The organism is Pseudomonas sp. MF06569 (genome assembly GCF_059862735.1).
In genome coordinates this window covers 1-24,546 of record NZ_JCBCUZ010000032.1, presented here as the reverse complement: position 1 = coordinate 24,546, position 24,546 = coordinate 1, and the positions used below count along the sequence as shown (strand labels likewise).

Below are 24,546 nucleotides of genomic sequence, written 5' to 3'. Positions count from 1 at the left end.
CATGACCGACCACGCGTTGTTGCTGGTTAACCTGGGTTCGCCGGCGTCTACTTCGGTAGCGGATGTACGCAGTTACTTGAACCAGTTTTTGATGGATCCGTATGTTATCGACTTGCCGTGGCCGGTACGGCGCTTGCTGGTGTCGTTGATCCTGGTCAAGCGTCCTGAGCAGTCGGCCCACGCGTATGCCTCGATCTGGTGGGACGAGGGTTCGCCACTGGTGGTACTCAGTCGTCGCCTGCAGCAGGCGATGACCAAAGAGTGGACCCAGGGCCCGGTCGAGTTGGCCATGCGTTACGGCGAGCCGTCGATTGAAACCGTGCTCACCCGTCTGGCGTCGCAGGGCATCAAGAAGGTCACGCTGGCACCGCTTTATCCGCAGTTCGCTGACAGCACCGTGACCACGGTGATTGAAGAAGCCAAGCGCGTGGTCAAGGCCAAAAAATTGCCGATACAGTTTTCGATTGTGCAGCCCTTCTATGACCAGCCCGAGTACCTCGATGCGCTGGTGGCTAGCGCCCGGCCGCATCTGGAGCAGGATTACGATCACCTGCTACTCAGCTTTCACGGTTTGCCCGAGCGGCATTTGCACAAGCTGGACCCGACCGGCAATCACTGCTTCAAGAATGAAGACTGCTGCCAGAATGCTTCGCCTGCAGTTTTGCAAACCTGTTATCGAGCGCAGTGTTTGCGTTCTGCCCATGCTTTTGCCGAGCGAATGGGGTTGCCTGAAGGCAAGTGGTCGGTGGCGTTCCAGTCCCGTTTGGGCCGGGCCAAGTGGATCGAACCCTACACGGAGGCGCGTCTTGATGCGTTGGCCAAGCAGGGGGTGAAGAAGATTCTGGTGATGTGCCCGGCGTTTGTGGCTGATTGCATTGAAACGCTGGAAGAGATCGGTGATCGCGGGCGCGAGCAGTTTATCGAGGCGGGGGGCGAAGAGTTGGTGCTGGTGCCGTGTCTCAATGACAACCCGCAATGGGCGCAGGCGTTGAAAACTTTGTGTGAAAGGGCGCCGCTGGCGCTTTAGAAAAACCCCTGTAGGAGCGGACTTGCTCGCGATTGCATCACCTCTATCCAACCGATAGACCGCGTTGACTGCATCGCGAGCAAGTCCGCTCCTACAGGGATTACAGGTCAGATGACGGGGCCGTCACCTTTCTTGTGTTTCCAGCTGTCGTTGCCCGGCAGGATCAGGTTCAGCGCAATCGCCACAATGGCGCACAACGCGATACCTTTGAGACCGAAGTCCTCAGGCCCCATCCCCGTACCGATCAGCACGCCGCCAATCCCGAAGACCAGAGTCACCGACACGATCACCAGGTTGCGTGCTTCGCTCAGGTCGACCTGATGGCGGATCAGGGTGTTCATGCCCACGGCTGCAATCGAACCGAACAGCAGGCACAGAATCCCGCCCATTACAGGGACCGGAATGCTTTGCAGCAGTGCGCCGAACTTACCGACAAATGCCAGGCTGATGGCGAAAATCGCTGCCCAGGTCATGATTTTCGGGTTGTAGTTCTTGGTCAGCATCACCGCGCCAGTCACTTCGGCGTAGGTGGTGTTGGGTGGTCCGCCCAGCATGCCGGCAGCGGTGGTGGCGATGCCGTCACCGAACAGCGTGCGGTGCAGGCCCGGCTTTTTCAGGTAGTCGCGACCGGTCACGCTGCCTACGGCAATCACGCCGCCGATATGTTCAATGGCCGGAGCAAGCGCTACGGGGACGATAAACAGAATCGCCTGCCAGTTGAACTCGGGGGCAGTGAAGTGCGGCATGGCGAACCACGGCGCTGCGGCGATCTTGGCGGTGTCGACGACGCCAAAGTAAAACGCCATGCCAAACCCGACCAGCACACCGGCGATGATGGGCACCAGACGGAAAATCCCTTTACCGAATACAGCCACGATCAAGGTCGTCAGCAGCGCTGGCATCGAGATCATCATGGCGGTTTGATAGTGAATCAGCTCGGTGCCATCTTCAGCGCGGCCCATGGCCATGTGCGCTGCAATGGGCGCCATCGCCAGGCCAATCGAGATAATCACCGGACCGATCACCACAGGTGGCAACAAGCGGTCGATGAACCCGGTGCCCTTGAGCTTCACCGCGAAACCCAGAAAGGTATACACAAAACCGGCTGCCATGACGCCGCCCATGGTCGCTGCAAGGCCGAACTGCCCTTTGGCGAGAATGATCGGGGTAATGAAAGCGAAACTCGAAGCCAGAAAGACCGGCACCTGGCGCCGGGTCACGATCTGGAACAGCAGAGTCCCGAGACCCGCCGTGAACAGCGCAACGTTGGGGTCGAGGCCGGTAATCAATGGCATCAACACCAACGCGCCAAACGCCACGAAGAGCATCTGCGCGCCAGAGATTATCTGGCGCCAGAGCGGGTCGTTGAACTCGTCCTGCATGTTAAATGTCCTTTTGCTTGGTGCCGAAGATCTTGTCGCCGGCATCGCCCAAGCCCGGGATGATGTAGCCGTGCTCGTTCAAACGCTCATCAATGGAGGCGGTGTAGATGGTCACGTCCGGGTGAGCGGCTTCAACAGCAGCAATCCCTTCTGGCGCAGCAACCAGCACCATGGCGCGGATTTCCTTGCAGCCGGCTTTTTTCAGCAGATCAATGGTGGCAACCATCGAAGAGCCGGTGGCCAGCATCGGGTCGATAATCATCGCCAGACGCTCGTTGATTTCCGGAACCAGTTTTTCCAGGTAGGTGTGGGCCTGGAGGGTTTCTTCGTTACGGGCAATACCGACAGCGCTGACTTTGGCGCCCGGGATCAGGCTCAGAACACCTTCCAGCATGCCGATACCGGCGCGCAGGATCGGTACGACGGTAATTTTCTTACCGGCGATTTTTTCAACTTGAACAGTGCCGCACCAGCCTTCGATATCGTAGGTTTCGAGGGTCAGGTCACTGGTGGCTTCATAGGTCAGCAAAGCGCCGACTTCCTGAGCGAGCTCACGGAAATTCTTCGTGCTAATGTCAGCGCGACGCATGAGGCCGAGTTTATGACGGATTAGCGGATGGCGTATCTCGCGGATAGGCATAGGGAAAAACTCCGGGGGGCAGGCAAAAAAACCGGCCTAGATTAATCTAATCCGGGGTGATGTCCTACAGACATTACTGCACGTTAGTCCATAAATGCTTGATCTGAGCCATGCGGATGCGTACCTTTGCCCGCTTTTCTTGCACAACCCCCCCTGGAGAGCGTCATGTCTGCTGATCTCGAGCATATCCGTCAAATCATGCGAGAGGCTGACTGCCTGTACACCGAAGCCGAAGTCGAAGAGGCAATTGCCCGCGTTGGTGCGCAAATCACGGCAGAAATGGCCGAGACCAATCCAGTGGTTTTTTGTGTGATGAACGGCGGCCTGATTTTTTCCGGCAAGCTGCTCACCCATCTGAAATTCCCGCTTGAAGCGTCGTACCTGCACGCTACGCGCTATCGCAATGAAACCACTGGCGGCGACCTGTTCTGGAAAGCCAAGCCAGAAGTATCGTTCATCGACCGTCACGTGTTGATCATCGACGACATCCTCGACGAGGGGCACACCCTTAGCGCGATCGTAGAGTTCTGCAAGCACGCCGGTGCCCGTCAGGTGCACACCGCGGTATTGATCGACAAGGACCATGACCGCAAGGCGCGTCCGGACTTGAAGGCCAACTACGTCGGCTTGCCGTGCATTGACCGTTATATCTTCGGCTATGGTATGGACTACAAAGGCTACTGGCGTAATGCCGCCGGCATTTATGCCGTCAAAGGTATGTAACAAAGGACGTTGAGGCTTTCTTCAAGAAGGCCTCAACCCGGTTCTACCTCCATGAGTGTGCTGACATGCTGGCTATTTTCCTTCAGACGCTCACGATAACTGCCCCCGTATTTGCCATGCTGTTTCTGGGCGTGGTGCTCAAGCGCGTGGGCTGGATCAATGACAACTTTATCCACACAGCGTCGGCACTGGTGTTTAACGTCACCATGCCGGCGTTGTTGTTTCTGGGCATTTTGCATGCCGATCTCAGGGCGGCCCTGCAGCCCAAGGTGCTGGCTTATTTCGTGCTGGCAACCCTCGCAGGGTTTGCGTTTGCCTGGGGTTGGTCGATCTGGCGCTGCCCTCGTGAAGACCGTGGGGTCTACACCCAGGGCGCCTTTCGCGGCAATAACGGGGTCATTGGCCTGGCTCTCGCGGCCAGCATGTACGGCGACTACGGGATTTCATTGGGCGCGGTACTCGCAGGCCTCGTGATCCTGTTCTACAACACGCTGTCGACTATCGTGCTGGCGGTGTACAGCCCGGTGATCAAGTCCGATCCGTGGAGCATCTGCAAAAGTGTGGTCAAGAACCCGCTGATCATCAGCGTGCTGGCTGCGGTGCCGTTTGCGGTATTCAAGATCAGCCTGCCCGGTTGGTTGCAAGCGTCTGGCGAATACCTGGCCGCAATGACCTTGCCCCTGGCGCTGATTTGCATCGGTGGCACGCTGTCGCTGGCAAGCCTGCGTAAAAGTGGCGACAGGGCGCTGAGCGCAAGTCTGGTGAAAATGGTCAGTTTGCCGCTACTGACAACTCTGGGGGCTTGGTTGTGTGGCTTTCGCGGGCCGGAATTGGGGATTTTGTTCCTTTATTTCGCCAGCCCGACGGCCGCTGCCAGTTATGTCATGGTGCGTGCAGCCAACGGTAATCACGAATTGGCGGCCGCAATTATTGTGATCACCACCTTGATGGCGGCCATCACGACCAATATCGGGATATTTGTATTGCAGTGGGGCGGCTGGATCTAATGCTGACGGCGCCACGCGCGCAGGGTACTGAACAGCAGAAACACCAGCAGCGCCGGCAAGATGAAAAACAGCATCAGGTGTTCAAGCTTGCCGGCCAAGGGCATGCCGATGGTGAAGGACACTACATGCAGCCCATAGGCCAGGTATAAACCCAGAAACAGCAACCCTTCAGCACGGGTGACGCGGTACCCCGCGTAGAACACGGGCAGACACAGCGCCGCCACACCCAGCATCACCGGCAAGTCGAACGCCAGCGCGTTGGGCGATACCGACAAGGGCGCTGGAGCGACCAGAGCCGTCAGGCCAAGTACCCCCAGCAGGCTGAAAACATTGCTGCCAATCACATTGCCGACAGCAATTTCGCGCTGGCCGCGAAAGGCTGCGATCAGTGACGTGGCCAGTTCCGGCAGTGAAGTGCTGACTGCAATGATGGTCAGTCCGATAATCCGCTCTGATAGCCCAAGCTCAGTGGCAACCGTGACTGCTGCACCGAGCAGCAGGTGCCCGGCCGCCCCGAGCAGGATCAGGGCCAACAGCATTAACGCGATGTTGTGCAGCCATGGGGTGTGTGGCTGCGCGTGGCTGTTGTGATGGTGGCCGCTTTGACGCGATTGGCGCAGCAGCAGGGCCAGGTAGATCATCAGGCCGCACAACAGGACAACACCGTCCAGGCGATCGAGCTGTTTGTTGAGTGCCAGGGCAAACACCAGGGCGCTGGCGAGGATCATCAGGGGAATGTCCAGGCGCACCAGTTGACGGGATACGCGCAGGGGAATGATCAGCGCCGACAGCCCCAGGGTGACCAGGATGTTGAAAATATTGCTGCCGATCACACTGCCTACGGCAATGTCCGAGGTGTCATTGAGCGCGGCTTGCAGGCTGACAGTCATCTGTGGGGCACTGCTGCCCAATGCGACCACGGTCAAACCGATCAGCAGCGGGCGTACCTTCATGTTGGCAGCCATGCGTACGGCGCAGCGCACCAGCAATTCGGCCCCTGCGATCAGCATGACGAGGCCGCAGAGCAATTGCAGCAGGTTCCATGGTGACAGCGCGCTCAAGCCCAAAATGGCGGCAACTCCCTCAATTAATCACTCAAGCCCTGAACCCGGACTTTGGCTGTGCCGCTGCGCAGCATATCCAGTTGCTGGGCGGCCTTGCGCGAAACGTCTATCAGGCGTCCGCGGGTATGGGGGCCGCGATCATTGATGCGCAGCACCACAGATTTGTCGTTGCCCAGATTGGTGACCAGCACCCGCGTCCCGAAAGGCAGGGCAGGGTGGGCGGCGGTAAGGGCATTCTGGTCGAATGGTTCACCGCTGGCGGTTCGCTTGCCGTGATGTCGAGCACCGTAATAAGAGGCAATGCCTGTTTTGTCATAGCCACGGGGGTCTATGTCATGGCTGGCGCAGCCTGCGAGCAAGCTGAGCAGGGCGCAAGCGCCGAGTAGCCGCTTCATGGGGGGATCCTTATGTTGCTTGAAAAGCGATTCGCGTAGCTGCTGCCGAAGGCTGCGTTCGATTGCGAAGCGATCGTAAAGTCAGAAAATGCGGTTCAACTCTTGAACCGCAACCTCTGGTTTTACGACGGCTACGCCGCCGGACGCAGCCTGCGGCAGCTGCTACGAGTTTTGTGGCTTAGCCTTCGAGCTTGCTCTTGAGCAGTTCGTTGACCTGTTGCGGGTTGGCTTTGCCTTTGGAGGCTTTCATCGCCTGGCCCACGAAGAAGCCGAACATCTTGCCGCGCTTGGCTTCGTCTGCCGCACGGTATTGCTCGACCTGCTCTGCGTTGGCCGCCAGCATTTCATCCAGCACCTTTTCAATGGCGCCGCTGTCGGTCACTTGCTTGAGGCCGCGCTTTTCGATGACTTCGTCTGCGTTGCTCTCACCATTGGCCATCGCTTCCAGCACAACCTTGGCGATTTTGCCGGAGATGGTGTTGTCTTTGATGCGCTGCAGCATGCCGCCCAATTGTTCTGCGCTGACCGGCGACTGGTCGATGTCCAGGCCTTGTTTGTTGAGCAGGCTGCCCAACTCGACCATCACCCAGTTGGCCGCCAGCTTGGCATCGCCACTGATGCTCACGACTTTTTCGAAGTAGTCCGCTTGCTCGCGGCTCGAAGCCAATACGCTGGCGTCGTAGGCCGACAGGCCGAACTGCGACTGGAAGCGTTCGCGCTTTTGCGGCGGCAGTTCCGGCAGCGTGGCACGCACCTCTTCGATAAACGAATCTTCGATCACCACTGGCAGCAGGTCAGGATCGGGGAAGTAACGGTAGTCGTTGGCTTCCTCCTTGCTGCGCATGGCGCGGGTTTCGTCCTTGTTCGGGTCGTACAGGCGGGTTTGCTGAATGACCTTGCCGCCGTCTTCGATCAGCTCGATCTGGCGTTGTACTTCACTGTTGATCGCTTTCTCGATAAAGCGGAACGAGTTGACGTTCTTGATCTCGCAGCGAGTCCCGAACTCGGCCTGGCCGACCGGGCGGATCGATACGTTGCAGTCGCAGCGCAGGGAGCCTTCAGCCATGTTGCCGTCGCAAATGCCCAGGTAACGCACCAGAGCGTGCATTGCCTTGACGTAGGCCACGGCCTCTTTGGCGCTGCGCATGTCCGGCTCGGAAACGATTTCTAGCAATGGCGTGCCGGCACGGTTCAAGTCGATGCCGGTGGAACCGCTGAAGTCTTCGTGCAGGCTTTTGCCTGCGTCTTCTTCCAGGTGGGCACGGGTAATGCCGACACGTTTGACGGTGCCGTCTTCAAGGGTGATGTCCAGGTGGCCCTTGCCGACAATCGGCAGTTCCATCTGGCTGATCTGGTAGCCCTTGGGCAGGTCCGGGTAGAAGTAGTTCTTGCGGGCGAACACGTTGTGCTGAACGATCTCGGCGTCAACGGCTACGCCGAACATGACCGCCATGCGCACGGCTTCCTGGTTCAGCACCGGCAGTACGCCGGGCATGCCCAGGTCGACCAGGCTTGCCTGGGTGTTCGGTTCTGCGCCAAAGGTGGTGGCGCTACCGGAGAAAATCTTCGATTGGGTGGCGAGCTGGGAGTGAATTTCCAGCCCGATCACAACTTCCCATTGCATATGTTTCTCCTCAGAAGCCGGCAGGTGAGCGCGTGTGCCAGTCAGTGTTGAGCTGATACTGGTGAGCGACGTTGAGCAGGCGGCCTTCCTGGAAGTAAGGCGCAAGCAATTGCACGCCTACTGGCAAGCCATCGACAAAACCGGCTGGCATCGACAGGCCTGGCAGGCCGGCGAGGTTGGCGGTGATGGTGTAGACGTCTTCCAGATAGGCCGAAACCGGATCGCTGTTTTTAGCGCCGATTTTCCAGGCCGGGTTAGGCGTGGTCGGGCCGAGGATGATGTCGACTTCGTTGAACGCGGTCATGAAGTCGTTTTTGATCAGGCGACGAATTTTCTGCGCTTGCAGGTAGTAAGCGTCGTAGTAGCCCGCCGACAGGGCGTAGGCACCGACCAGAATCCGGCGCTGTACTTCCGGGCCAAAGCCTTCGGCGCGCGAGCGCTTGTACAGGTCGGTGAGGTCTTTCGGGTCTTCGCAGCGATGGCCGAAGCGCACGCCGTCAAAACGCGACAGGTTGGACGAAGCTTCTGCTGGCGCGATCACGTAGTACGCAGGAATGGCGTGCTGCATGTTCGGCAGACTGATGGGCTTGATCACGGCGCCGAGCTTTTCAAGCGCCTTGACGCTGTTGTGGACCAGTTCGGCAATGCGCGCGTCCAGGCCTTCGCTGAAGAACTCTTTAGGCACGCCGATGCGCAGGCCTTGCAGCGAACCATTGAGGCTGGCGCTGAAGTCCGGTACGGGTTCGTCGATGCTGGTGGAGTCTTGCGGGTCGAAACCGGCCATGCCTTGCAGCAGGATGGCGCAGTCTTCGGCGGTGCGAGCCAATGGGCCGCCCTGATCGAGACTGGAGGCGTAAGCGATCATGCCCCAGCGCGAAACACGACCGTATGTCGGTTTCAGGCCGGTGAGGTTGGTCAGGGCTGCCGGCTGTCGGATAGATCCGCCCGTGTCGGTGCCGGTCGCAGCAGGGAGCAGACGAGCGGCAACAGCGGCTGCCGAACCGCCCGAAGATCCGCCAGGTACGTGCTCGAGGTTCCACGGGTTTTTGACCGCGCCGTAGTAGCTCGACTCGTTGGCCGACCCCATGGCGAATTCGTCCATGTTGGTCTTGCCCAGGGTCACGGTGCCGGCAGCGGCAAGCTTGGCAACCACGGTGGCGTCGTACGGAGCCTTGAAGTTGTCGAGCATTTTGGAGGCGCAGCTGGTGCGTACGCCCTGGGTGCAGAACAGGTCCTTGTGACCGATCGGCGTGCCCAGCAGGGCACCGGTTTCACCGTTGGCGCGACGTGCGTCAGCGGCCTTGGCCTGCTCTAGGGCAAGGTCTTCGGTGAGTGTGATGAAACTGTTGAGCTGAGGATCGAGCTGGGCGATACGCGCCAGCAGGGTCTTGGTCAGCTCTTCGGAAGAAAACTTTTTATCGGCGAGTCCGCGGGCGATCTCGGCCAGAGTCAATTGATGCATGCAGGCTCTTTCCTTTACTCGATGACTTTCGGAACCAGATAGAGGCCGTTTTCGACCGCTGGAGCGATGGACTGATAAGCCTCGCGATGATTGCTTTCAGTCACGACGTCTGCACGCAAGCGCTGGTTGGCTTCCAGAGGGTGGGCCATAGGCTCGATACCTGTGGTGTCGACAGCCTGCATCTGATCAATCAGCCCCAAAATGCTGTTAAGGGCTTCGGTGGTGCGTGGAATATCGGCATCATTGAGACCAAGGCGGGCCAAATGAGCGATTTTTTCCACGTCGGAGCGGTCTAGCGCCATGGGATTCTCCAGTGGAAAACAGGACGGATGCTATCCGTGTGTTAGATTGTCGGAACACTACCGCATTTCTACGGTCATATGGCCGCGATTGTGGGAGCTGGTGCTCAGAAAAGCGCCCAATTTAACATATTGGCGCCTTGCCCAAAATCCCTGTCGTTGTTAGAGTTTGCCGCACTTTTTTACCCACGCGTTGCCTAGGGTCCCTTTCCCATGTTCAAGAAACTGCGTGGCATGTTTTCCAGCGATCTTTCCATCGACCTGGGCACTGCCAACACCCTTATTTACGTGCGTGAGCGCGGTATCGTCCTGAATGAGCCATCGGTTGTGGCTATTCGGACACACGGTAACCAGAAAAGTGTCGTTGCCGTCGGCACCGAGGCCAAGCGCATGCTTGGCCGTACACCGGGCAACATTGCTGCCATTCGTCCGATGAAGGACGGCGTTATTGCCGATTTCAGCGTTTGCGAAAAAATGCTGCAGTACTTCATCAACAAGGTGCATGAAAACAGCTTCCTGCAACCTAGCCCACGCGTACTGATTTGCGTCCCGTGCAAGTCGACTCAGGTAGAGCGTCGCGCCATTCGTGAATCGGCACTCGGCGCGGGCGCCCGTGAAGTGTTCCTGATCGAAGAACCAATGGCTGCTGCCATCGGTGCCGGCTTGCCGGTTGAAGAAGCACGCGGCTCGATGGTTGTCGATATCGGTGGTGGTACCACTGAAATCGCGCTGATCTCCCTCAACGGTGTGGTGTATGCCGAATCCGTACGGGTTGGCGGCGACCGCTTCGACGAAGCGATCATCACTTATGTGCGTCGTAACTACGGCAGCCTGATCGGTGAATCGACGGCCGAGCGCATCAAGACCGAAATCGGTACGGCTTTCCCGGGTGGCGAAGTACGTGAAGTCGACGTGCGCGGCCGTAACCTGGCAGAAGGTGTCCCACGTGCCTTCACCCTGAACTCCAATGAAGTGCTTGAGGCTCTGCAAGAGTCGCTGGCAACCATCGTTCAGGCTGTGAAAAGCGCGCTGGAGCAGTCTCCGCCAGAGCTGGCTTCGGACATCGCCGAGCGTGGCCTGGTACTGACCGGTGGTGGCGCCTTGCTGCGTGACCTCGACAAGTTGCTGGCTCAGGAAACCGGCCTGCCGGTTATCGTTGCCGAAGACCCGCTGACCTGCGTTGCGCGTGGCGGTGGCCGTGCGCTGGAAATGATGGATAAACACACAATGGACCTGCTCTCCAGCGAATAAGATCGCGTGGTGCAGTCCTATGGTTATCACCAGAAGGTAGCACTTTGCAGTGCTGCCTTTTGGCGTTTATCTTCTGTCAATCTTCATCCAGGCCGCTTGAAGCCGTATGAATAAATTGAACACTTGCCCGGGAGGAGCGGCCTATTAAACCGCTCTTTTCCAAAGGCCCATCATTGGGCGTGCGCTTTCTGGTGCTGGTCGTGCTATCCGTCACGCTGATGGTAGTGGACGCTCGCTTCACGTTGCTCAAGCCTGTGCGCAGTCAAATGTCGCTGGTGCTGATGCAGTCCTACTGGATTACCGATTTGCCGCAGCGATTGTGGCAGGGCGTGGCCAGTCAGTTCGGCAGCCGCACCGAGCTTGTGGCTGAAAACGAGAAACTCAAAACCGAAAACCTTCTGCTTCAAGGCCGCATGCAAAAGCTGGCCGCCTTGACCGAGCAGAACGTTCGCCTGCGCGAGCTGTTGAACTCCTCTGCGCTGGTCAACGAAAAGGTGGAAGTGGCCGAGTTGATCGGCATGGACCCTAACCCCTTTACCCATCGCATCATCATCAACAAGGGTGAGCGCGACGGCGTGGTGCTGGGTCAGCCAGTGCTCGACGCACGGGGCTTGATGGGGCAGGTGGTTGAGTTGATGCCCTACACCTCCCGTGTACTGTTGCTCACCGATACCACCCACAGCATTCCGGTGCAGGTAAACCGTAATGGCCTGCGTGCAATTGCCAGCGGTACGGGGAACCCCGAGCGCCTGGAACTGCGCCATGTGGCCGACACTGCGGATATCAAAGTGGGCGACCTGCTGGTCAGCTCGGGTCTGGGGCAGCGCTTCCCGGCCGGTTATCCGGTGGCAACGGTCAAGGAAGTCATCCACGACTCGGGTCAGCCTTTCGCCATTGTGCGTGCGGTTCCCACGGCGGCATTGAATCGCAGTCGCTACCTGCTGCTGGTGTTCAGCGATAGCCGAACTCCGGAAGAGCGGGCCAACGATGCGGCCAAGGCCCAGGAAGCCGAGCAAAACGGTGAAGCGCCGGCGATCGTTCCGACCACAGTGCCCAAGCCGTCAGTGCCTGCGCCAGCCGCTGCACCCGCTGCAGTGCCAGCTACACCTGCCGCGCCTGCGGCGGTGGCCACTGACCCCAAGGCCGTGAAAAAACCTGCGCCAGTTGCAACCCCCGCCGCAGCCAGAACGCCTGCCACTGCGCCGGGCACTACTCGGGAGAGGCAATAATGGCGAATACGCGTTCGAGTAATGGCTGGTTGATCTGGCTGACGTTTGCCATCGGCCTGTTGCTCAGCATTTCACCGATGCCCCAGTTCATGGAAATCCTGCGTCCACTGTGGCTGGCGCTGTTGCTGGCTTTTTGGGCCTTATACATGCCGCACAAAGTGGGTATGGTTACAGCGTTTTGCCTGGGACTGGCCGAAGATGTGCTGTACGGCACGTTGCTGGGGCAGAATGCCTTGACCCTGACCCTGATCACCTTCCTGGTACTGTCGCTTCAACAGCGCCTGAGGGTGTTCCCGATGTGGCAGCAATGCCTGGTGCTTCTGGTGATTTTCGGTCTGGCCCAGCTTGCCCAGTTGTGGCTCAGTGCCTTGACCGGCAACCGACAGCCGACCCTGGCGCTGGTCTTGCCCGCGTTGGTCAGCGCCCTGTTGTGGCCCTGGATCAGTTATGGACTTCGTGGGCTGTGCCGACGTTTTAAAATCAATTAATTGGATACGAGCCATTTCCTGGTTTGTGCACTTCGACAGGGAGATGTCTTGATGACTTCGCTTTATCTGGCCTCTGGCTCACCGCGCCGACGCGAGTTACTGACTCAGATCGGCGTGCCGTTCAAAACGGTCAGCGCGGCCATCGATGAAACTCCCTTTCAAAATGAACCCCCTGTGGCCTACGTCGAGCGCCTGGCGCGCGAAAAGGCCCAGGCTGGGCGCCAGCAACTCCTGACAACAGCGGCGGACAGCACTTTTTGCGTGCTGGGGGCCGACACCGCCGTGGTCCTGGATGGCTGCATTCTTGGCAAACCAATCGACGAGGCCGATGCCTTGGCTATGCTCATGGCGCTGTCTGGCCGGGAGCATGAGGTGTTGACCGCCATCGCAATCATTGATGCCGATCGCTGTGAAACCCGTGTGGTCAGCAGCCAGGTACGCTTTCGCAACATCAGCAAACAAGAAGCCAGCCTGTATTGGGCCAGCGGTGAGCCGCAGGATAAAGCCGGTGGCTACGCTATTCAGGGGTTGGCCGCAGTGTTTGTAGCGGGGCTCAATGGCAGTTATTCCGCCGTTGTGGGCTTGCCTGTGTGCGAAACCGCAGAACTGCTCGGGCATTTCGGCATACCCTGTTGGCAAAACCTTACCGTGCGCTGAATACCGCACCTACGAGACGTGGCACTACTGTGATGACGCCTGAACGAGACCCAGCCATGAGTGAAGAGATCCTGATCAACATCACGCCGATGGAATCGCGCGTGGCGGTGGTAGAGAACGGTGTTCTGCAAGAGGTTCATGTCGAACGTACCCAGCGCCGGGGTATTGTGGGCAATATCTACAAAGGCAAGATTGTCAGGGTTTTGCCCGGCATGCAGGCCGCATTTGTTGATATCGGTCTGGATCGCGCTGCGTTTATCCATGCCTCCGAAATTTCCCTGCGTGAAGGCCAGGCGGTTGAAAGCATCAGCACCCTGGTGCATGAAGGCCAGAGCCTGGTGGTGCAAGTCACCAAAGACCCGATTGCGTCCAAAGGTGCACGCCTGACAACCCAGCTGTCGATACCGTCACGCTATCTGGTGTACATGCCACGCACTGCCCATGTGGGCATTTCGTTGAAGATCGAAGACGAAGCCGAGCGTGAGCGCCTGAAGAAGGTGGTCAGCGATTGCGTGGCCCAGGAAGGCATCAAGGAAACCGGTGGTTTTATCCTGCGTACGGCGGCCGAGGGCGCCGGGGCAGATGAAATCCTGATGGACATTCGTTACCTGCGTCGTCTGTGGGACCAGATCGGTGCCCAGATCCAGACCGTTGGCGCGCCGACCGTGATCTATGAAGACCTGGGCCTGGCGTTGCGCACCTTGCGCGATCTGGTCAGCCCCAAGATCGAGAAAATTCGCATCGATTCACGGGAAACCTTCCAGAAGACCACGCAGTTTGTTGCCGAGCTGATGCCGGAAATTGCCGACCGCCTTGAGCATTATCCGGGTGAGCGGCCGATTTTCGATTTGTATGGCGTCGAAGACGAGATCCAGAAAGCCCTGGATCGTAAGGTACCGCTCAAGTCCGGCGGTTATCTGGTGGTCGATCCGGCGGAAGCCATGACCACCATCGACGTCAATACCGGCGCATTCGTGGGTCATCGCAACCTTGAAGAAACCATCTTCAAGACCAACCTCGAGGCGGCCACAGCCATCGCCCGGCAACTGCGCCTGCGCAATCTGGGCGGGATCATCATCATCGACTTCATCGACATGGAAGATGAAGAGCATCAGCGCCAGGTGTTACGTACCCTCGAAAAACAGCTTGAGCGTGATCACGCCAAAACCAACATCATCGGGATTACCGAGTTGGGCCTGGTGCAGATGACCCGCAAGCGTACCCGCGAAAGCCTGGAACAGGTCTTGTGCGAGCCGTGCGTGTGCTGTCAGGGCCGTGGCAAGTTGAAAACCCCTGAAACCATCTGCTACGAAATCTTCCGTGAAATCCTGCGCGAGGCCCGGGCTTATCAGGCAACGGGGTATCGGGTACTGGCCAACCAGAAAGTGGTCGATCGCTTGCTGGACGAAGAGTCGGGTAACGTTGCAGAGCTTGAAGGATTTATCGGGCGTACGATTCGCTTTCAAGTGGAAACCATGTATTCCCAGGAACAATACGACGTGGTGCTGCTCTGAAGTATCAGGCGTCATATAGCGTTTTAAAGGGGCTGAATCCGGCCCCTTCGATTACTACTGAAGGGGCCACATGACATGGAGCGTCTGACACGCTTTTTTGCCGCGCTGACCCGTTGGGGGTTGGGCCTGTGTGCTTTGGTTTTGGTGCTGACGGCGCTGTACGTCAGCCTGGGCCGCGAACTCACGCCCCTGATTGCCGAATACCGCGTAGAGGTCCAGAACAAGGCCCGCGAAGCCTTGGGCATGCCATTGACCATTGGCAGCCTCGAGGGCCGCTGGAGTGTGATGGCGCCGGTGTTGCTGGCACACGACGTGATGATCGGCGAGGGCAACAGTGCCCTGCGTCTGGATGAAGTGCAGGTGGTACCCGATGTGTGGGCCAGCCTGTTGAGCCGGGATATCCGCATCGCCCGCGTACAACTCAATGGCCTGCAACTGAGCTTGCGCCAGGATGAAAGCGGCCACTGGAGCCTTGAAGGGCTGCCGGTGCAGGATGATCAGCCACTGGACCCGGAGCAGTTGCTCAATCAGTTGCAACACGTGGCGCAGTTGTCGGTACTCGACAGCCAGGTGACGCTCGAACCCTTCAAGCAAGCTCCGCTGACCCTGACTTATGTAGGGCTGACGCTGGACGTTGGCCCCTCGGATCAGCGTCTCGATGCACGCCTGACCCTGCCCGATGGCCAGCCAGTAGCGCTGAGCCTCAAGACCCAGGTCCAGGCCAGTCGCTGGCGTGATGGCGCGGCCCAGGCCTACGTGAGCCTGCCGCAAAGTGATTGGGCCAAATGGCTGCCAGCCACACTGATTGCACCCTGGAAAGCCTCTGAGCTGAAGGCGGGCGGCGAACTCTGGTTCAACTGGGGTCAGGGCTCGGTACAGAGCGCGGTTGCGCGCTTGAATGCGCCAAAACTGAAAGGTGCCTACGCCGACCGCAAACCTGAAACCATCGAGAACCTGGCCCTGCATGCCTGGGCCGAACGAGGTAAGCAAGGTTTCAATGTGGTGCTCGATTCATTGGCCATGAATCTGGGCAAGACCCGCTGGGAAACCCGCCTGCAACTGCAGCAGTTTGCGGCCTCCGACAAGGAGCAGGAGCGCTGGCATTTACAGGCCGACCGCCTGGACCTGACCCCGATCACACCCTTGCTCGACTCCCTGGCACCCTGGCCGGACGGTGTGGCCAAGGTTGTTGACCAACTCAAGGTCACGGGTACGCTGCGCAATGTACTGGCCGATTACCGCCCCGAGGCCCGCGATGATCAAAAACTCAGCTTTGCGGCGAACCTGCAGCAGGTCGGCTTCAACGCCACCCACGGCGCCCCGGCTGCGCGCAATGTCAGCGGCCTGATCAGCGGTGACCTGGGCAAGGGCGAACTGCGGCTCGACAGCAAGGACTTCATGCTGCATCTGGAGCCGATCTTCGCCAAACCCTGGCAGTATCAGCAGGCCAACGCCTTGCTGACGTGGACGTTGAACAAGGACAGCTTCACCCTGGTTGCCCCGTACATCAAAGTGCTGGGCGAAGAAGGCAAGATTGCGGCGGACTTTTTGATCCGTATCCACCTCGACCATTCCCAGGAAGACTACATGGACCTGCGGGTCGGTCTTACGGATGGCGACGGCAGATTCACGCCTAAATATCTGCCAGAAGTGTTGAGCCCGGCGCTCACCGAATGGTTGAGCACCGCAATCATAAAGGGTGCGGTGGAAGAGGGCTTCTTCCAGTACCAGGGCTCTCTGAGCCACGACGCCGTTGCGGCAGCGCGCAATATCAGCCTGTTCTTTAAAGTGCATGGCGCCGAACTGGCGTTCCAGCCCGGCTGGCCCCATGTGCGCAACGTCTCGGGTGATGTGTTCATCGAAGACAGCGGTGTGCGCATCATGGCCAGCAAGGGCCAGTTGCTCGACACCCAGGTCCGCAATGTGGCCGTCAGTATTCCCCATGTGCCCACCGGCAAGGTCAGCCACCTGTTTTTGGACGGCGATTTTGAGGGTGGGCTGGGTGATGGCCTGAAAATACTTCAGGAGGCGCCGATTGGTACCGCTGAAACGTTCGCCGGCTGGCAGGGAGAGGGCTCGCTCAAAGGCCGTGTCGATCTGGATATCCCTCTGGAGAAAGGCGTTGAGCCTAAAATCCTGGTGGATTTCAACACCGACAAGGCCCGCTTGAAAATCAGCGACCCCGAGTTTGAACTGACTCAGCTCAAGGGCAGCTTTCGCTTTGACAGTACCAAGGGGCTGACTGGCAAGGGTATCAGCGCCCGGGCCTTTGATCGTCCGATCACGGCGCAGATTTTTGCCGATGGCAAGCCTGGTCGCCTCAGCACCCGGGTCGTGGCCAGCGGCCAGGTTGGGGTTAAAAAACTCACGGACTGGCTCAAGTTCAATCAGCCGATCCCGGTGACGGGTGACTTGCCTTATCAATTGCAACTGACCCTGGACGGTGCCGACAGCCAGCTACGGGTCAGTTCCAGCCTCAAGGGCGCAGTGGTTGATTTGCCAGCGCCCTTCGGTCTGGCGGCCAATGAAAGCCGCAACAGCGTGTTTCGCATGACCCTACAAGGTGCCGAGCGCCGTTACTGGTTTGACTACGGCGACCTGGCCAACCTGACCTTTGCCGCGCCCAACGGCAAGTTTGAAGACGGACGCGGTGAGTTGTTTCTGGGCGATGGCGATCCGATCTTGCCGACCACCAAAGGCCTGAGAATTCGTGGCGTGCTGTCGGAACTGGACGTTGCCCCGTGGCAGGCGCTGGTCGAACGCTATGCCGGCAAGGATCCGGGGGGCAGTGCCAAGCAACTGCTCAGCAGTGCAGATTTTAAAGTCGGCAAGTTGATTGCCTTCGGTACCCAACTGGACAAAGTTCGTCTGGTCATGAAGCGCAACGCGGCGGCCTGGGCGCTGCAAATCGACAGCAAACAGGCTATCGGTGCCGTGACCTTGCCGGATGCCAAAAACGCCCCGATTGTGGTCACGATGCAAAGCATCAGATTGCCTGCGCCCGATCCGAAGGCCGTAGCCGACGAAAATGCTCCGGACCCGCTGGCCGCGGTTGATCCGCGCAAAATTCCGGCGCTGGATATCATTATTCGTCAGCTCTACCAGGGGCCCGACCTGCTCGGTGCCTGGTCACTCAAGGTTCGCCCCACCAGTCGGGGCATCAACCTGAGCAACTTGAATCTTGGGCTCAAGGGCATGCTGCTCGAAGGCGCGGGCGGCTGGGAAGGCGTTGCGGGTAACAGCAAGAGCTGGTATCAGGGCCGACTGGGCGGTGGCAATCTGGCCGATGTACTCAAGAACTGGGGCTTTGCGCCGAGCGTGACCAGCGATAACTTTCACGTGGACATTGATGGCAACTGGCCCGGTTCACCTGCCTGGATCGGCCTCAAGCGCTTCTCCGGGACCCTGGACGCCTCGTTCAATAAAGGCCAGTTTGTGGAGGTCGATGGCAGCGCCCAGGTGCTGCGCATTTTTGGCTTGCTCAACTTCAACGCGATCGGCCGTCGCCTGCGTCTGGATTTCTCCGACCTGTTTGGCAAGGGCCTGAGTTACGATCGGGTCAAGGGCGTACTCAATGCCAGCAGTGGCGTATACAGCACCAGCAAACCGATTCTGATGACCGGGCCGTCCACCAATCTTGAACTTAACGGCACGCTGAACATGATCACCGATCAGGTCAATGCGAAGCTGCTGGTGACCTTGCCGGTGACCAACAACCTGCCGCTGGCCGCGCTGTTGGTGGGCGGGCCGGCCGTCGGTGGGGCGGTGTTCCTGCTCAACAAGCTGATCGGCGACCAGGTGTCGCGATTCGCCAGCGTGCAATACAGCATTCAAGGCCCGTGGAACGATCCCAAGATCACCTTCGACAAGCCTTTCGAGAAAAACTAGGAGCGCGCCATGTCACTCGCAGTGATTCAAATGGTCAGCCAGAGCGATGTTCTGGCGAACCTGGCTCAGGCTCGACGCCTGCTGCAAGAGGCTGCAAGCGGTGGTGCGCAACTGGCCGTGTTGCCCGAGAATTTCGCCGCCATGGGCCGTCGCGACATAGCCGATATCGGCCGCGCCGAGGCATTGGGTGAAGGCCCGATCCTGCCCTGGTTGAAACAGGCTGCCCGCGACCTCAACTTATGGGTAGTTGCAGGGACTTTGCCCCTGCCGCCGGAGGGCCAGCCTGATGCCAAGGTCAATGCCTGTTCACTGCTGATCAACGCCGACGGCGAGCAAGTGGCCCGTTACGACAAACTGCATTTATTCGACGTGGATGTGTCAGACAATCGTGGTCGCTACCGTGAGACCGATGACTATGCTCAGGGTGAGCGCGTGGTGGTGGCGGATACCCCGGTCGGCAAGGTGGGCCTGACCGTCTGTTATGACCTGCGCTTCCCGGAGCTGTACAGTGAGCTTCGAGCCGCTGGTGCTGAACTGATTACCGCACCGTCGGCCTTCACTGCCGTCACCGGGGCCGCGCATTGGGACATTCTGATTCGTGCCCGTGCCATCGAAACCCAGTGTTACGTGCTTGCAGCCGCCCAGGGTGGTGTTCATCCGGGCCCCCGCGAGACTTACGGGCATGCTGCCATTATTGACCCCTGGGGGCGGATACTGGCCGAGCAGGCGCAAGGCGAGGGTGTATTGCTGGCCCGGCGCGATGCTGGCGAACAAGCAGATATCAGGGCGCGCATGCCGGTGGTGAACCATCGGCGGTTCAACGCCCATTTAATTTAGGTGGGATCGGGTTTGCCCGCGATGCGATCGCGAGCAAGCCCGCTCCCACAGATTCAGGCAGGACTAATTTTCAGGCCCGTGTGTTCAGCACTCAAAGCTGCTGAAGCAGGGGCCAAGACGGAGTGAATATGAGCGAGTTGTTGACCTCAGTCAGCGAACACCTGTTGGCACCGGGCGGTGTCACCATCGAAAGCCTGCAAAGCGTTTTAGGCGACCTGGCCGGGCCAGGTATCGACGCGGCAGACCTGTATTTCCAGGGCCAGATTTCCGAGTCCTGGGCACTGGAAGACGGCATCGTCAAAGAAGGCAGCTTCAATCTCGATCAGGGCGTGGGCGTACGCGCTCAGTCGGGTGAGAAAACCGGTTTTGCATACAGCAATGCCATCACCCTTGAAGCGCTGGGCCTGGCTGCACGGGCTGCACGATCGATCTCCCGCGCCGGACAAAACGGCACGGTGCAGGCGTTCACCACCCAGGACGTGGCCCAGTTGTATGGCCCGGATAACCCCCTGGAAGTCATCAGCCGCGCGGAAAAAGTCGAACTGCTCAAGCGTGTCGATGCCGCCACCCGTGCCCTCGATCCACGTATCCAGCAAGTGACCGTGAGCATGGCCGGGGTCTGGGAACGGATTCTGGTGGCGTCCACTGACGGTGGCCTGGCAGCGGATATTCGTCCGCTGGTACGTTTCAATGTCAGTGTCATCGTCGAGCAGAATGGCCGTCGCGAGCGCGGCGGTCATGGCGGCGGCGGGCGCACCGACTACCGTTATTTCCTCACTGACGACCGTGCCATGGGCTATGCCCGCGAGGCGTTGCGTCAGGCACTGGTCAACCTTGAAGCCGTACCGGCACCGGCGGGCACTTTCCCGGTGGTCCTGGGCTCCGGTTGGTCGGGCGTACTGCTGCACGAAGCCGTGGGTCATGGCCTGGAAGGCGACTTCAACCGCAAGGGCAGTTCGGCCTACAGCGGGCGCATGGGTGAAATGGTGGCCTCCAAACTGTGCACCATCGTCGATGACGGCACCCTGGCAGGCCGCCGTGGCTCGCTCAGCGTGGATGACGAAGGCACCCCGACCGAGTGCACCACACTGATCGAAAACGGCGTGCTCAAGGGCTATATGCAAGACAAGCTCAATGCTCGCCTGATGGGTGTGGCCCGCACGGGTAACGGCCGTCGCGAGTCTTATGCGCACCTGCCGATGCCGCGCATGACCAACACCTACATGTTGGGCGGTGAAAGCGATCCGGCCGAAATTATCGCCTCGGTGAAAAAGGGCATTTACTGCGCCAATCTGGGCGGTGGTCAGGTCGACATCACCAGCGGAAAGTTTGTGTTCTCCACCAGCGAAGCCTATTTGATTGAAGACGGCAAAATCACTCGCCCAGTCAAAGGCGCGACCCTGATTGGCAACGGGCCGGAAGCGATGAGCAAGGTGTCGATGGTCGGTAACGATCTGTCGCTGGACAGCGGCGTGGGCACGTGTGGCAAGGACGGGCAGTCGGTGCCGGTAGGCGTTGGGCAGCCAACCTTGAAGATTGACGCGATTACCGTGGGCGGTACGGGCGGTTGATGGAAGTTGCCGGGAAGGCTGCAGGGCAGCCTTCCCGGTTACGAGGCTTAACGCAGACCGCGTTGAGTCTCGTCCAACCCACGGATGTACTTGAACAATTTGCGGCTTGAGGCCGGTGCCTTGTTATGAGCCAGCTCGTGTTTGGCCTGACGTATGACCGAACGCATTTGCTGGCGATCGGCTTCAGGGAACTCGGCGACAAACTTTTCCAGTACAGCGTCATCACCTTCGATCAGGCGATCACGCCAGCGCTCGAGGTTGTGGAAACGTTCGTTGTACTGGCGAGAAGAGGCATCGACTTGATCGATCAAAGCAAGAATTTCGTCAAGCGGTTGATCGCGCATCAGTTTGCCGATGAACATCATATGGCGCTTGCGCGCAATATTGGCCGTGTGTTTTGGAGCATCTGCCAAAGCCTTTCGCATAGCGTCAGTCAGGGGCATTTTGTTCAGCAAGTCAGGCTTGAGTGTCGTAAGACGCTCGCCCAGATCAACCAGAGCGTGAAGCTCGCGTTTGACCTGCGATTTGCTTTTTTCGCCGTCGAAGGCGTCGTCGTAAGAATCAACCATGGTGGCAGTCCGCAAAGAAACGCCGCCATGATAACCAGTCGGGGGCCGCTTGTCCGGCCCGGTCGCTCGGCGGCCCTGCCGAAAACAGAATTTGAGTGGAGAAAACCATGAGTGCAGTACAAAGCGTCGGCCCGCAGGCCTTGCCGGCACTGCAGGAGCAGGTCGAGCAAATCATCGCCGAAGCCAGGCGCCAGGGCGCCAGTGCCTGTGAAGTCGCCGTGTCCCTGGAGCAGGGGCTGTCGACTTCGGTGCGTCAGCGCGAAGTCGAAACCGTTGAGTTCAACCGCGACCAGGGTTTTGGCATCACCCTCTATGTCGGCCAGCGCAAAGGCTCGGCCAGCACCTCGGCCACCGGCCCCGATGCCATCCGCGAAACCGTCGCGGCAGCCTTGGCGATTGCCAAACACACCTCCGAAGACGAGAGCTCGGGTCTGGCGGATGCCAGCCTGATGGCCCGTGACCTGCAAGATTTTGATGTGTTTCACACCTGGGACATTACCCCCGAGCAAGCCATCGAAAAGGCGCTGGCCTGTGAAGCTGCGGCGTTCGAGGCTGACAGCCGGATCAAAAACGCCGATGGCACGACCCTGAGCACCCATCAGGGCTGCCGCGTGTACGGCAACAGCAACGGTTTTATTGGTGGCTCTGCTTCGACCCGTCACAGCCTGAGCTGCGTGATGATCGCCGAAGGCGACGGCCAGATGCAGCGCGACTATTGGTATGACGTGAACTGCCAGGGCGAGTTGTTGATGGACGCCGCCACCATCGGCCAGCGTGCTGCTGAGCGTGCTGCGCGCCGCTTGGGCTCGCGTCCGGTGCCAACGTGCGAAGTGCCGGTGCTGTTTTCGGCCGAGTTGGCTGGTGGTTTGTTTGGCAGCTTCCTGGGTGCGATCTCGGGGGGCAACCTGTATCGCAAGTCGTCTTTCCTGCTGGATGCAATGGGCCAGCAGATCTTCCCTGAATGGCTGACCCTGGATGAGCGTCCGCACCTGATGCGCGCGATGGGCAGCTCGTCATTCGATAATGATGGTCTGGCCACCTACGCCAAGCCGTTTATCAAGGACGGCGAACTGGTGTCCTACATCCTCAGCACCTACTCCGGTCGCAAGCTGGGTATGCCGAGCACGGCCAACGCAGGCGGCGTACACAACCTGTTTGTGACCCATGGCGATGAGGATCAGGCGGCATTGATCCGGCGCATGGGGCGCGGCCTGTTCGTCACTGAGTTGATGGGCAGTGGCCTGAACATGGTCACGGGCGACTATTCCCGTGGCGCGGCGGGTTTTTGGGTCGAAAATGGCGAGATTCAGTTCCCGGTTCAGGAAGTGACCATTGCCGGCAACATGCGCGACATGTTCAAACAGATCGTGGCGGTGGGTAATGACCTGGAACTGCGCAGCAACATCCGCACTGGCTCGGTGTTGATCGAACGCATGATGGTAGCGGGTAGCTAAAGCGCTGAACCTTATGTGGGAGCGGTGCAATGCCGCTTCCACAATATAAACAATGGGGGAATGAACCCCTTGTAGCAGTTGACGAGCTCCGCGAGGCTACGTCCGGCTGAGCAGCAGTCGTAAAATCAACTGTCAGGAAGCCTCTGGTGAACCGCGTGTTCCGGTCTTGCTGCAGTCAGAGGCTTAGTCATAATTCAGCGTATACGTGACCCCGGAATTTGCTGAACCGCCTTTAATCGGGCCGGGGAGCCTTACATAGTTCACTGATAGCGGGATTGAATAACTGCCTATGCCAGTCGATCCATCGTTCCACTGCCCAGGGTGACCCAAACCCTCCAGATCGGGCCCAAAGTTGACTGCGCCAAACCTGTTGTTGACTTCAAGTGCAATACCTTCAGCTGTTGAGTCAGGCGAGAGGCCAAGTTGGCTTGTCGCGTTTGCAGGGTTGTTTGCATCCGTCAGGGTGACATATACATCGGCCGAATTGGTGCCGCCAGTGCAGGTTAGATCAATGCTGAAACTCTTTGGTAAAGTTCTGCCAGAGGCATTGAAGTCGACCATGCTTACTTCTCTCAAGTCCACTGTGAAGTTGGGGGTATTGACTGCGCAGGTGGGTCTGAGCAGAGTAAATGTTATGGGTCTTGGCAATATGCTGTTCATGACCAGTACATTATCAAAGTCTGTAACATGAGCTTGGGCTAATAGTCCTGCGGGGATTTGACCTCCAGAGGGGATGTAGCCAGTTTTTTTAAAAGTCAGTTCATACACCAAATTAATAAAAATACTATCTGGGTTAATGGGAGAGGGATCAGTCTGCTGAAATGTTACTGGCATAAGGCCCGTGAATTCTGTATGTGACCGTATTGACATGCCAATGCCAGGAATTCCAGTGTCAAAAATAGTTGCGCTATGCTGTGGGTAAACAGAGGTCACCTCAACGAGCGGTCGGCCTTCAGCACAAGTTAATAAGATATCGGGTTGAAGAGCCAGGGTTGCAACAAATATCCTTCCCAAGGTTGCGCCAATAGGTAATGTAGAGTCAATTTGGATAAGGTCGGGGGATCTGTAGTTGTCAAGAATTCTATTGATGTCCCCCGTAACTGTGCAGGCAGCTAACGCCGCTTGATTAAAAAAGGCTGCGCATATTGCTATCGATATCAGGGTCAAGTATTTAAGAGCTTTTGTAAGTTCATTACACTTGCGCAATACTTGATAAGTGGTACTGCTCATTGTGTTACATGCTTTAAATATGGTCATAACTGATACCGAGATTGCCCACTTATTATCGACATACCAATTTCACCTGATCATAACCCTGGACATTGGCGCGTTCCGGCATGGATTAGCCCCTACAAAACCGGACACCAACTCCCCGTTAAATTGATGCCACTGCCAAGCGCCTGAACTCCCTCGGTGAGCGATAGTTCAAAGCGCTGTGCGGATGCTGCTCGTTGTAATGCTCAAA

The 24,546-nt window shown here is 58.5% G+C and carries 21 protein-coding genes; 12 read left to right on the top strand and 9 right to left on the bottom strand.

The annotated features are described in order from the left end of the window. Nucleotide 1: 1 nt before the first annotated feature. Complete coding sequence (hemH, locus tag AC19YQ_RS21780; protein WP_500595932.1) at nucleotides 2–1,027, top strand: ferrochelatase; 1,026 nt, start codon at nucleotides 2–4, stop codon at nucleotides 1,025–1,027. A 107-nt stretch (nucleotides 1,028–1,134) separates the two neighbouring features. On the opposite strand, the gene AC19YQ_RS21775 is transcribed toward hemH, so the two are convergent. Together AC19YQ_RS21775 and upp are read right to left on the bottom strand one after the other, a co-directional pair. Further along, complete coding sequence (locus AC19YQ_RS21775; protein WP_133076392.1) at nucleotides 1,135–2,409, bottom strand: uracil-xanthine permease family protein; 1,275 nt, start codon at nucleotides 2,407–2,409, stop codon at nucleotides 1,135–1,137. A 1-nt stretch (nucleotide 2,410) separates the two neighbouring features. Continuing rightward, on the bottom strand, nucleotides 2,411–3,049 hold the full coding sequence (gene upp, locus AC19YQ_RS21770; RefSeq protein ID WP_133076391.1) for a uracil phosphoribosyltransferase: 639 nt from the start codon (nucleotides 3,047–3,049) through the stop codon (nucleotides 2,411–2,413). A gap of 165 nt (nucleotides 3,050–3,214) precedes the next feature. On the opposite strand from upp, the gene AC19YQ_RS21765 reads away from it, so the two are divergent. Beyond that, a complete protein-coding gene (locus tag AC19YQ_RS21765; RefSeq protein ID WP_133076390.1) occupies nucleotides 3,215–3,772 on the top strand; it encodes a hypoxanthine-guanine phosphoribosyltransferase in 558 nt (185 codons plus the stop codon). Nucleotides 3,773–3,837: 65 nt separating this feature from the next. Further along, a complete protein-coding gene (locus tag AC19YQ_RS21760) occupies nucleotides 3,838–4,779 on the top strand; it encodes an AEC family transporter (protein ID WP_133076389.1) in 942 nt (313 codons plus the stop codon). On the opposite strand, the gene AC19YQ_RS21755 is transcribed toward AC19YQ_RS21760, so the two are convergent. The 5 genes from AC19YQ_RS21755 to gatC all read right to left on the bottom strand — a co-directional run bounded on the left by AC19YQ_RS21755 (nucleotide 4,776) and on the right by gatC (nucleotide 9,626). After that, nucleotides 4,776–5,816, bottom strand: a complete 1,041-nt coding sequence (locus AC19YQ_RS21755; RefSeq protein WP_133076469.1) for a calcium/sodium antiporter — start codon at nucleotides 5,814–5,816, stop codon at nucleotides 4,776–4,778. The two genes, AC19YQ_RS21760 and AC19YQ_RS21755, sit on opposite strands and share 4 nt — an antisense overlap. Before the next feature lie 50 nt (nucleotides 5,817–5,866). Next, nucleotides 5,867–6,238: a septal ring lytic transglycosylase RlpA family protein gene (locus AC19YQ_RS21750; protein WP_500595931.1), complete on the bottom strand. Its 372-nt coding sequence runs from the start codon at nucleotides 6,236–6,238 to the stop codon at nucleotides 5,867–5,869. A 178-nt stretch (nucleotides 6,239–6,416) separates the two neighbouring features. After that, nucleotides 6,417–7,862 (bottom strand): Asp-tRNA(Asn)/Glu-tRNA(Gln) amidotransferase subunit GatB, encoded by a 1,446-nt coding sequence (gatB, locus tag AC19YQ_RS21745; protein ID WP_500595930.1) that lies wholly within the window; start codon nucleotides 7,860–7,862, stop codon nucleotides 6,417–6,419. Between the two features lie 10 nt (nucleotides 7,863–7,872). Then, nucleotides 7,873–9,324: an Asp-tRNA(Asn)/Glu-tRNA(Gln) amidotransferase subunit GatA gene (gene gatA / locus AC19YQ_RS21740; RefSeq protein WP_500595929.1), complete on the bottom strand. Its 1,452-nt coding sequence runs from the start codon at nucleotides 9,322–9,324 to the stop codon at nucleotides 7,873–7,875. Between the two features lie 14 nt (nucleotides 9,325–9,338). Beyond that, a complete protein-coding gene (gatC, locus tag AC19YQ_RS21735; protein ID WP_500595928.1) occupies nucleotides 9,339–9,626 on the bottom strand; it encodes an Asp-tRNA(Asn)/Glu-tRNA(Gln) amidotransferase subunit GatC in 288 nt (95 codons plus the stop codon). A 210-nt stretch (nucleotides 9,627–9,836) separates the two neighbouring features. Here gatC and mreB point away from each other — a divergent pair, with 210 nt between their 5' ends. The 8 genes from mreB (at nucleotide 9,837) to tldD (ending at nucleotide 21,058) form a co-directional block, all read left to right on the top strand. Next, nucleotides 9,837–10,874 (top strand): rod shape-determining protein MreB, encoded by a 1,038-nt coding sequence (gene mreB, locus AC19YQ_RS21730; RefSeq protein WP_003439856.1) that lies wholly within the window; start codon nucleotides 9,837–9,839, stop codon nucleotides 10,872–10,874. Nucleotides 10,875–11,017: 143 nt separating this feature from the next. Next, nucleotides 11,018–12,103 (top strand): rod shape-determining protein MreC, encoded by a 1,086-nt coding sequence (gene mreC / locus AC19YQ_RS21725; RefSeq protein ID WP_500595935.1) that lies wholly within the window; start codon nucleotides 11,018–11,020, stop codon nucleotides 12,101–12,103. Then, entirely contained in the window at nucleotides 12,103–12,591 is a 489-nt protein-coding gene (gene mreD / locus AC19YQ_RS21720; protein ID WP_019825061.1) for a rod shape-determining protein MreD, read from the top strand. Before mreC ends, mreD begins: the two co-directional genes overlap by 1 nt. Before the next feature lie 51 nt (nucleotides 12,592–12,642). After that, on the top strand, nucleotides 12,643–13,248 hold the full coding sequence (locus tag AC19YQ_RS21715) for a Maf family protein (protein WP_133076384.1): 606 nt from the start codon (nucleotides 12,643–12,645) through the stop codon (nucleotides 13,246–13,248). A 56-nt stretch (nucleotides 13,249–13,304) separates the two neighbouring features. Then, nucleotides 13,305–14,762 carry a ribonuclease G gene (gene rng, locus AC19YQ_RS21710; RefSeq protein WP_133076383.1) on the top strand — a complete coding sequence of 486 codons (1,458 nt, stop codon included), beginning with the start codon at nucleotides 13,305–13,307 and terminating at the stop codon, nucleotides 14,760–14,762. 75 nt (nucleotides 14,763–14,837) lie between these two features. Beyond that, on the top strand, nucleotides 14,838–18,650 hold the full coding sequence (locus tag AC19YQ_RS21705) for a YhdP family protein (protein WP_500595927.1): 3,813 nt from the start codon (nucleotides 14,838–14,840) through the stop codon (nucleotides 18,648–18,650). Nucleotides 18,651–18,659: 9 nt separating this feature from the next. Further along, nucleotides 18,660–19,487, top strand: a complete 828-nt coding sequence (locus tag AC19YQ_RS21700; protein ID WP_500595926.1) for a carbon-nitrogen hydrolase family protein — start codon at nucleotides 18,660–18,662, stop codon at nucleotides 19,485–19,487. Between the two features lie 128 nt (nucleotides 19,488–19,615). Beyond that, nucleotides 19,616–21,058 carry a metalloprotease TldD gene (tldD, locus tag AC19YQ_RS21695; RefSeq protein WP_133076380.1) on the top strand — a complete coding sequence of 481 codons (1,443 nt, stop codon included), beginning with the start codon at nucleotides 19,616–19,618 and terminating at the stop codon, nucleotides 21,056–21,058. Between the two features lie 47 nt (nucleotides 21,059–21,105). Here tldD and yjgA read toward each other — a convergent pair whose 3' ends face one another. Next, nucleotides 21,106–21,627, bottom strand: coding sequence for a ribosome biogenesis factor YjgA (gene yjgA, locus AC19YQ_RS21690; protein WP_095029013.1), 522 nt, complete (start codon nucleotides 21,625–21,627; stop codon nucleotides 21,106–21,108). 107 nt (nucleotides 21,628–21,734) lie between these two features. Between yjgA and pmbA the strand changes: the two genes are divergently transcribed. Next, nucleotides 21,735–23,081: a metalloprotease PmbA gene (gene pmbA / locus AC19YQ_RS21685; RefSeq protein WP_133076379.1), complete on the top strand. Its 1,347-nt coding sequence runs from the start codon at nucleotides 21,735–21,737 to the stop codon at nucleotides 23,079–23,081. 183 nt (nucleotides 23,082–23,264) lie between these two features. Here the strand turns inward: pmbA and AC19YQ_RS21680 are convergent, their stop codons facing one another. Next, on the bottom strand, nucleotides 23,265–24,311 hold the full coding sequence (locus AC19YQ_RS21680) for a fimbrial protein (protein WP_326427348.1): 1,047 nt from the start codon (nucleotides 24,309–24,311) through the stop codon (nucleotides 23,265–23,267). Nucleotides 24,312–24,546: the final 235 nt, after the last annotated feature.

Coding starts and splice junctions, on each gene's coding strand:
- hemH (WP_500595932.1), top strand. CDS start 2: ATGACCGACCACGCGTTGTTGCTGGTTAACCTGGGTTCGCCGGCGTCT.
- AC19YQ_RS21775 (WP_133076392.1), bottom strand. CDS start 2,409: ATGCAGGACGAGTTCAACGACCCGCTCTGGCGCCAGATAATCTCTGGC.
- upp (WP_133076391.1), bottom strand. CDS start 3,049: ATGCCTATCCGCGAGATACGCCATCCGCTAATCCGTCATAAACTCGGC.
- AC19YQ_RS21765 (WP_133076390.1), top strand. CDS start 3,215: ATGTCTGCTGATCTCGAGCATATCCGTCAAATCATGCGAGAGGCTGAC.
- AC19YQ_RS21760 (WP_133076389.1), top strand. CDS start 3,838: ATGCTGGCTATTTTCCTTCAGACGCTCACGATAACTGCCCCCGTATTT.
- AC19YQ_RS21750 (WP_500595931.1), bottom strand. CDS start 6,238: ATGAAGCGGCTACTCGGCGCTTGCGCCCTGCTCAGCTTGCTCGCAGGC.
- gatB (WP_500595930.1), bottom strand. CDS start 7,862: ATGCAATGGGAAGTTGTGATCGGGCTGGAAATTCACTCCCAGCTCGCC.
- gatA (WP_500595929.1), bottom strand. CDS start 9,324: ATGCATCAATTGACTCTGGCCGAGATCGCCCGCGGACTCGCCGATAAA.
- gatC (WP_500595928.1), bottom strand. CDS start 9,626: ATGGCGCTAGACCGCTCCGACGTGGAAAAAATCGCTCATTTGGCCCGC.
- mreB (WP_003439856.1), top strand. CDS start 9,837: ATGTTCAAGAAACTGCGTGGCATGTTTTCCAGCGATCTTTCCATCGAC.
- mreD (WP_019825061.1), top strand. CDS start 12,103: ATGGCGAATACGCGTTCGAGTAATGGCTGGTTGATCTGGCTGACGTTT.
- AC19YQ_RS21715 (WP_133076384.1), top strand. CDS start 12,643: ATGACTTCGCTTTATCTGGCCTCTGGCTCACCGCGCCGACGCGAGTTA.
- rng (WP_133076383.1), top strand. CDS start 13,305: ATGAGTGAAGAGATCCTGATCAACATCACGCCGATGGAATCGCGCGTG.
- AC19YQ_RS21705 (WP_500595927.1), top strand. CDS start 14,838: ATGGAGCGTCTGACACGCTTTTTTGCCGCGCTGACCCGTTGGGGGTTG.
- AC19YQ_RS21700 (WP_500595926.1), top strand. CDS start 18,660: ATGTCACTCGCAGTGATTCAAATGGTCAGCCAGAGCGATGTTCTGGCG.
- tldD (WP_133076380.1), top strand. CDS start 19,616: ATGAGCGAGTTGTTGACCTCAGTCAGCGAACACCTGTTGGCACCGGGC.
- yjgA (WP_095029013.1), bottom strand. CDS start 21,627: ATGGTTGATTCTTACGACGACGCCTTCGACGGCGAAAAAAGCAAATCG.
- pmbA (WP_133076379.1), top strand. CDS start 21,735: ATGAGTGCAGTACAAAGCGTCGGCCCGCAGGCCTTGCCGGCACTGCAG.
- AC19YQ_RS21680 (WP_326427348.1), bottom strand. CDS start 24,311: ATGAGCAGTACCACTTATCAAGTATTGCGCAAGTGTAATGAACTTACA.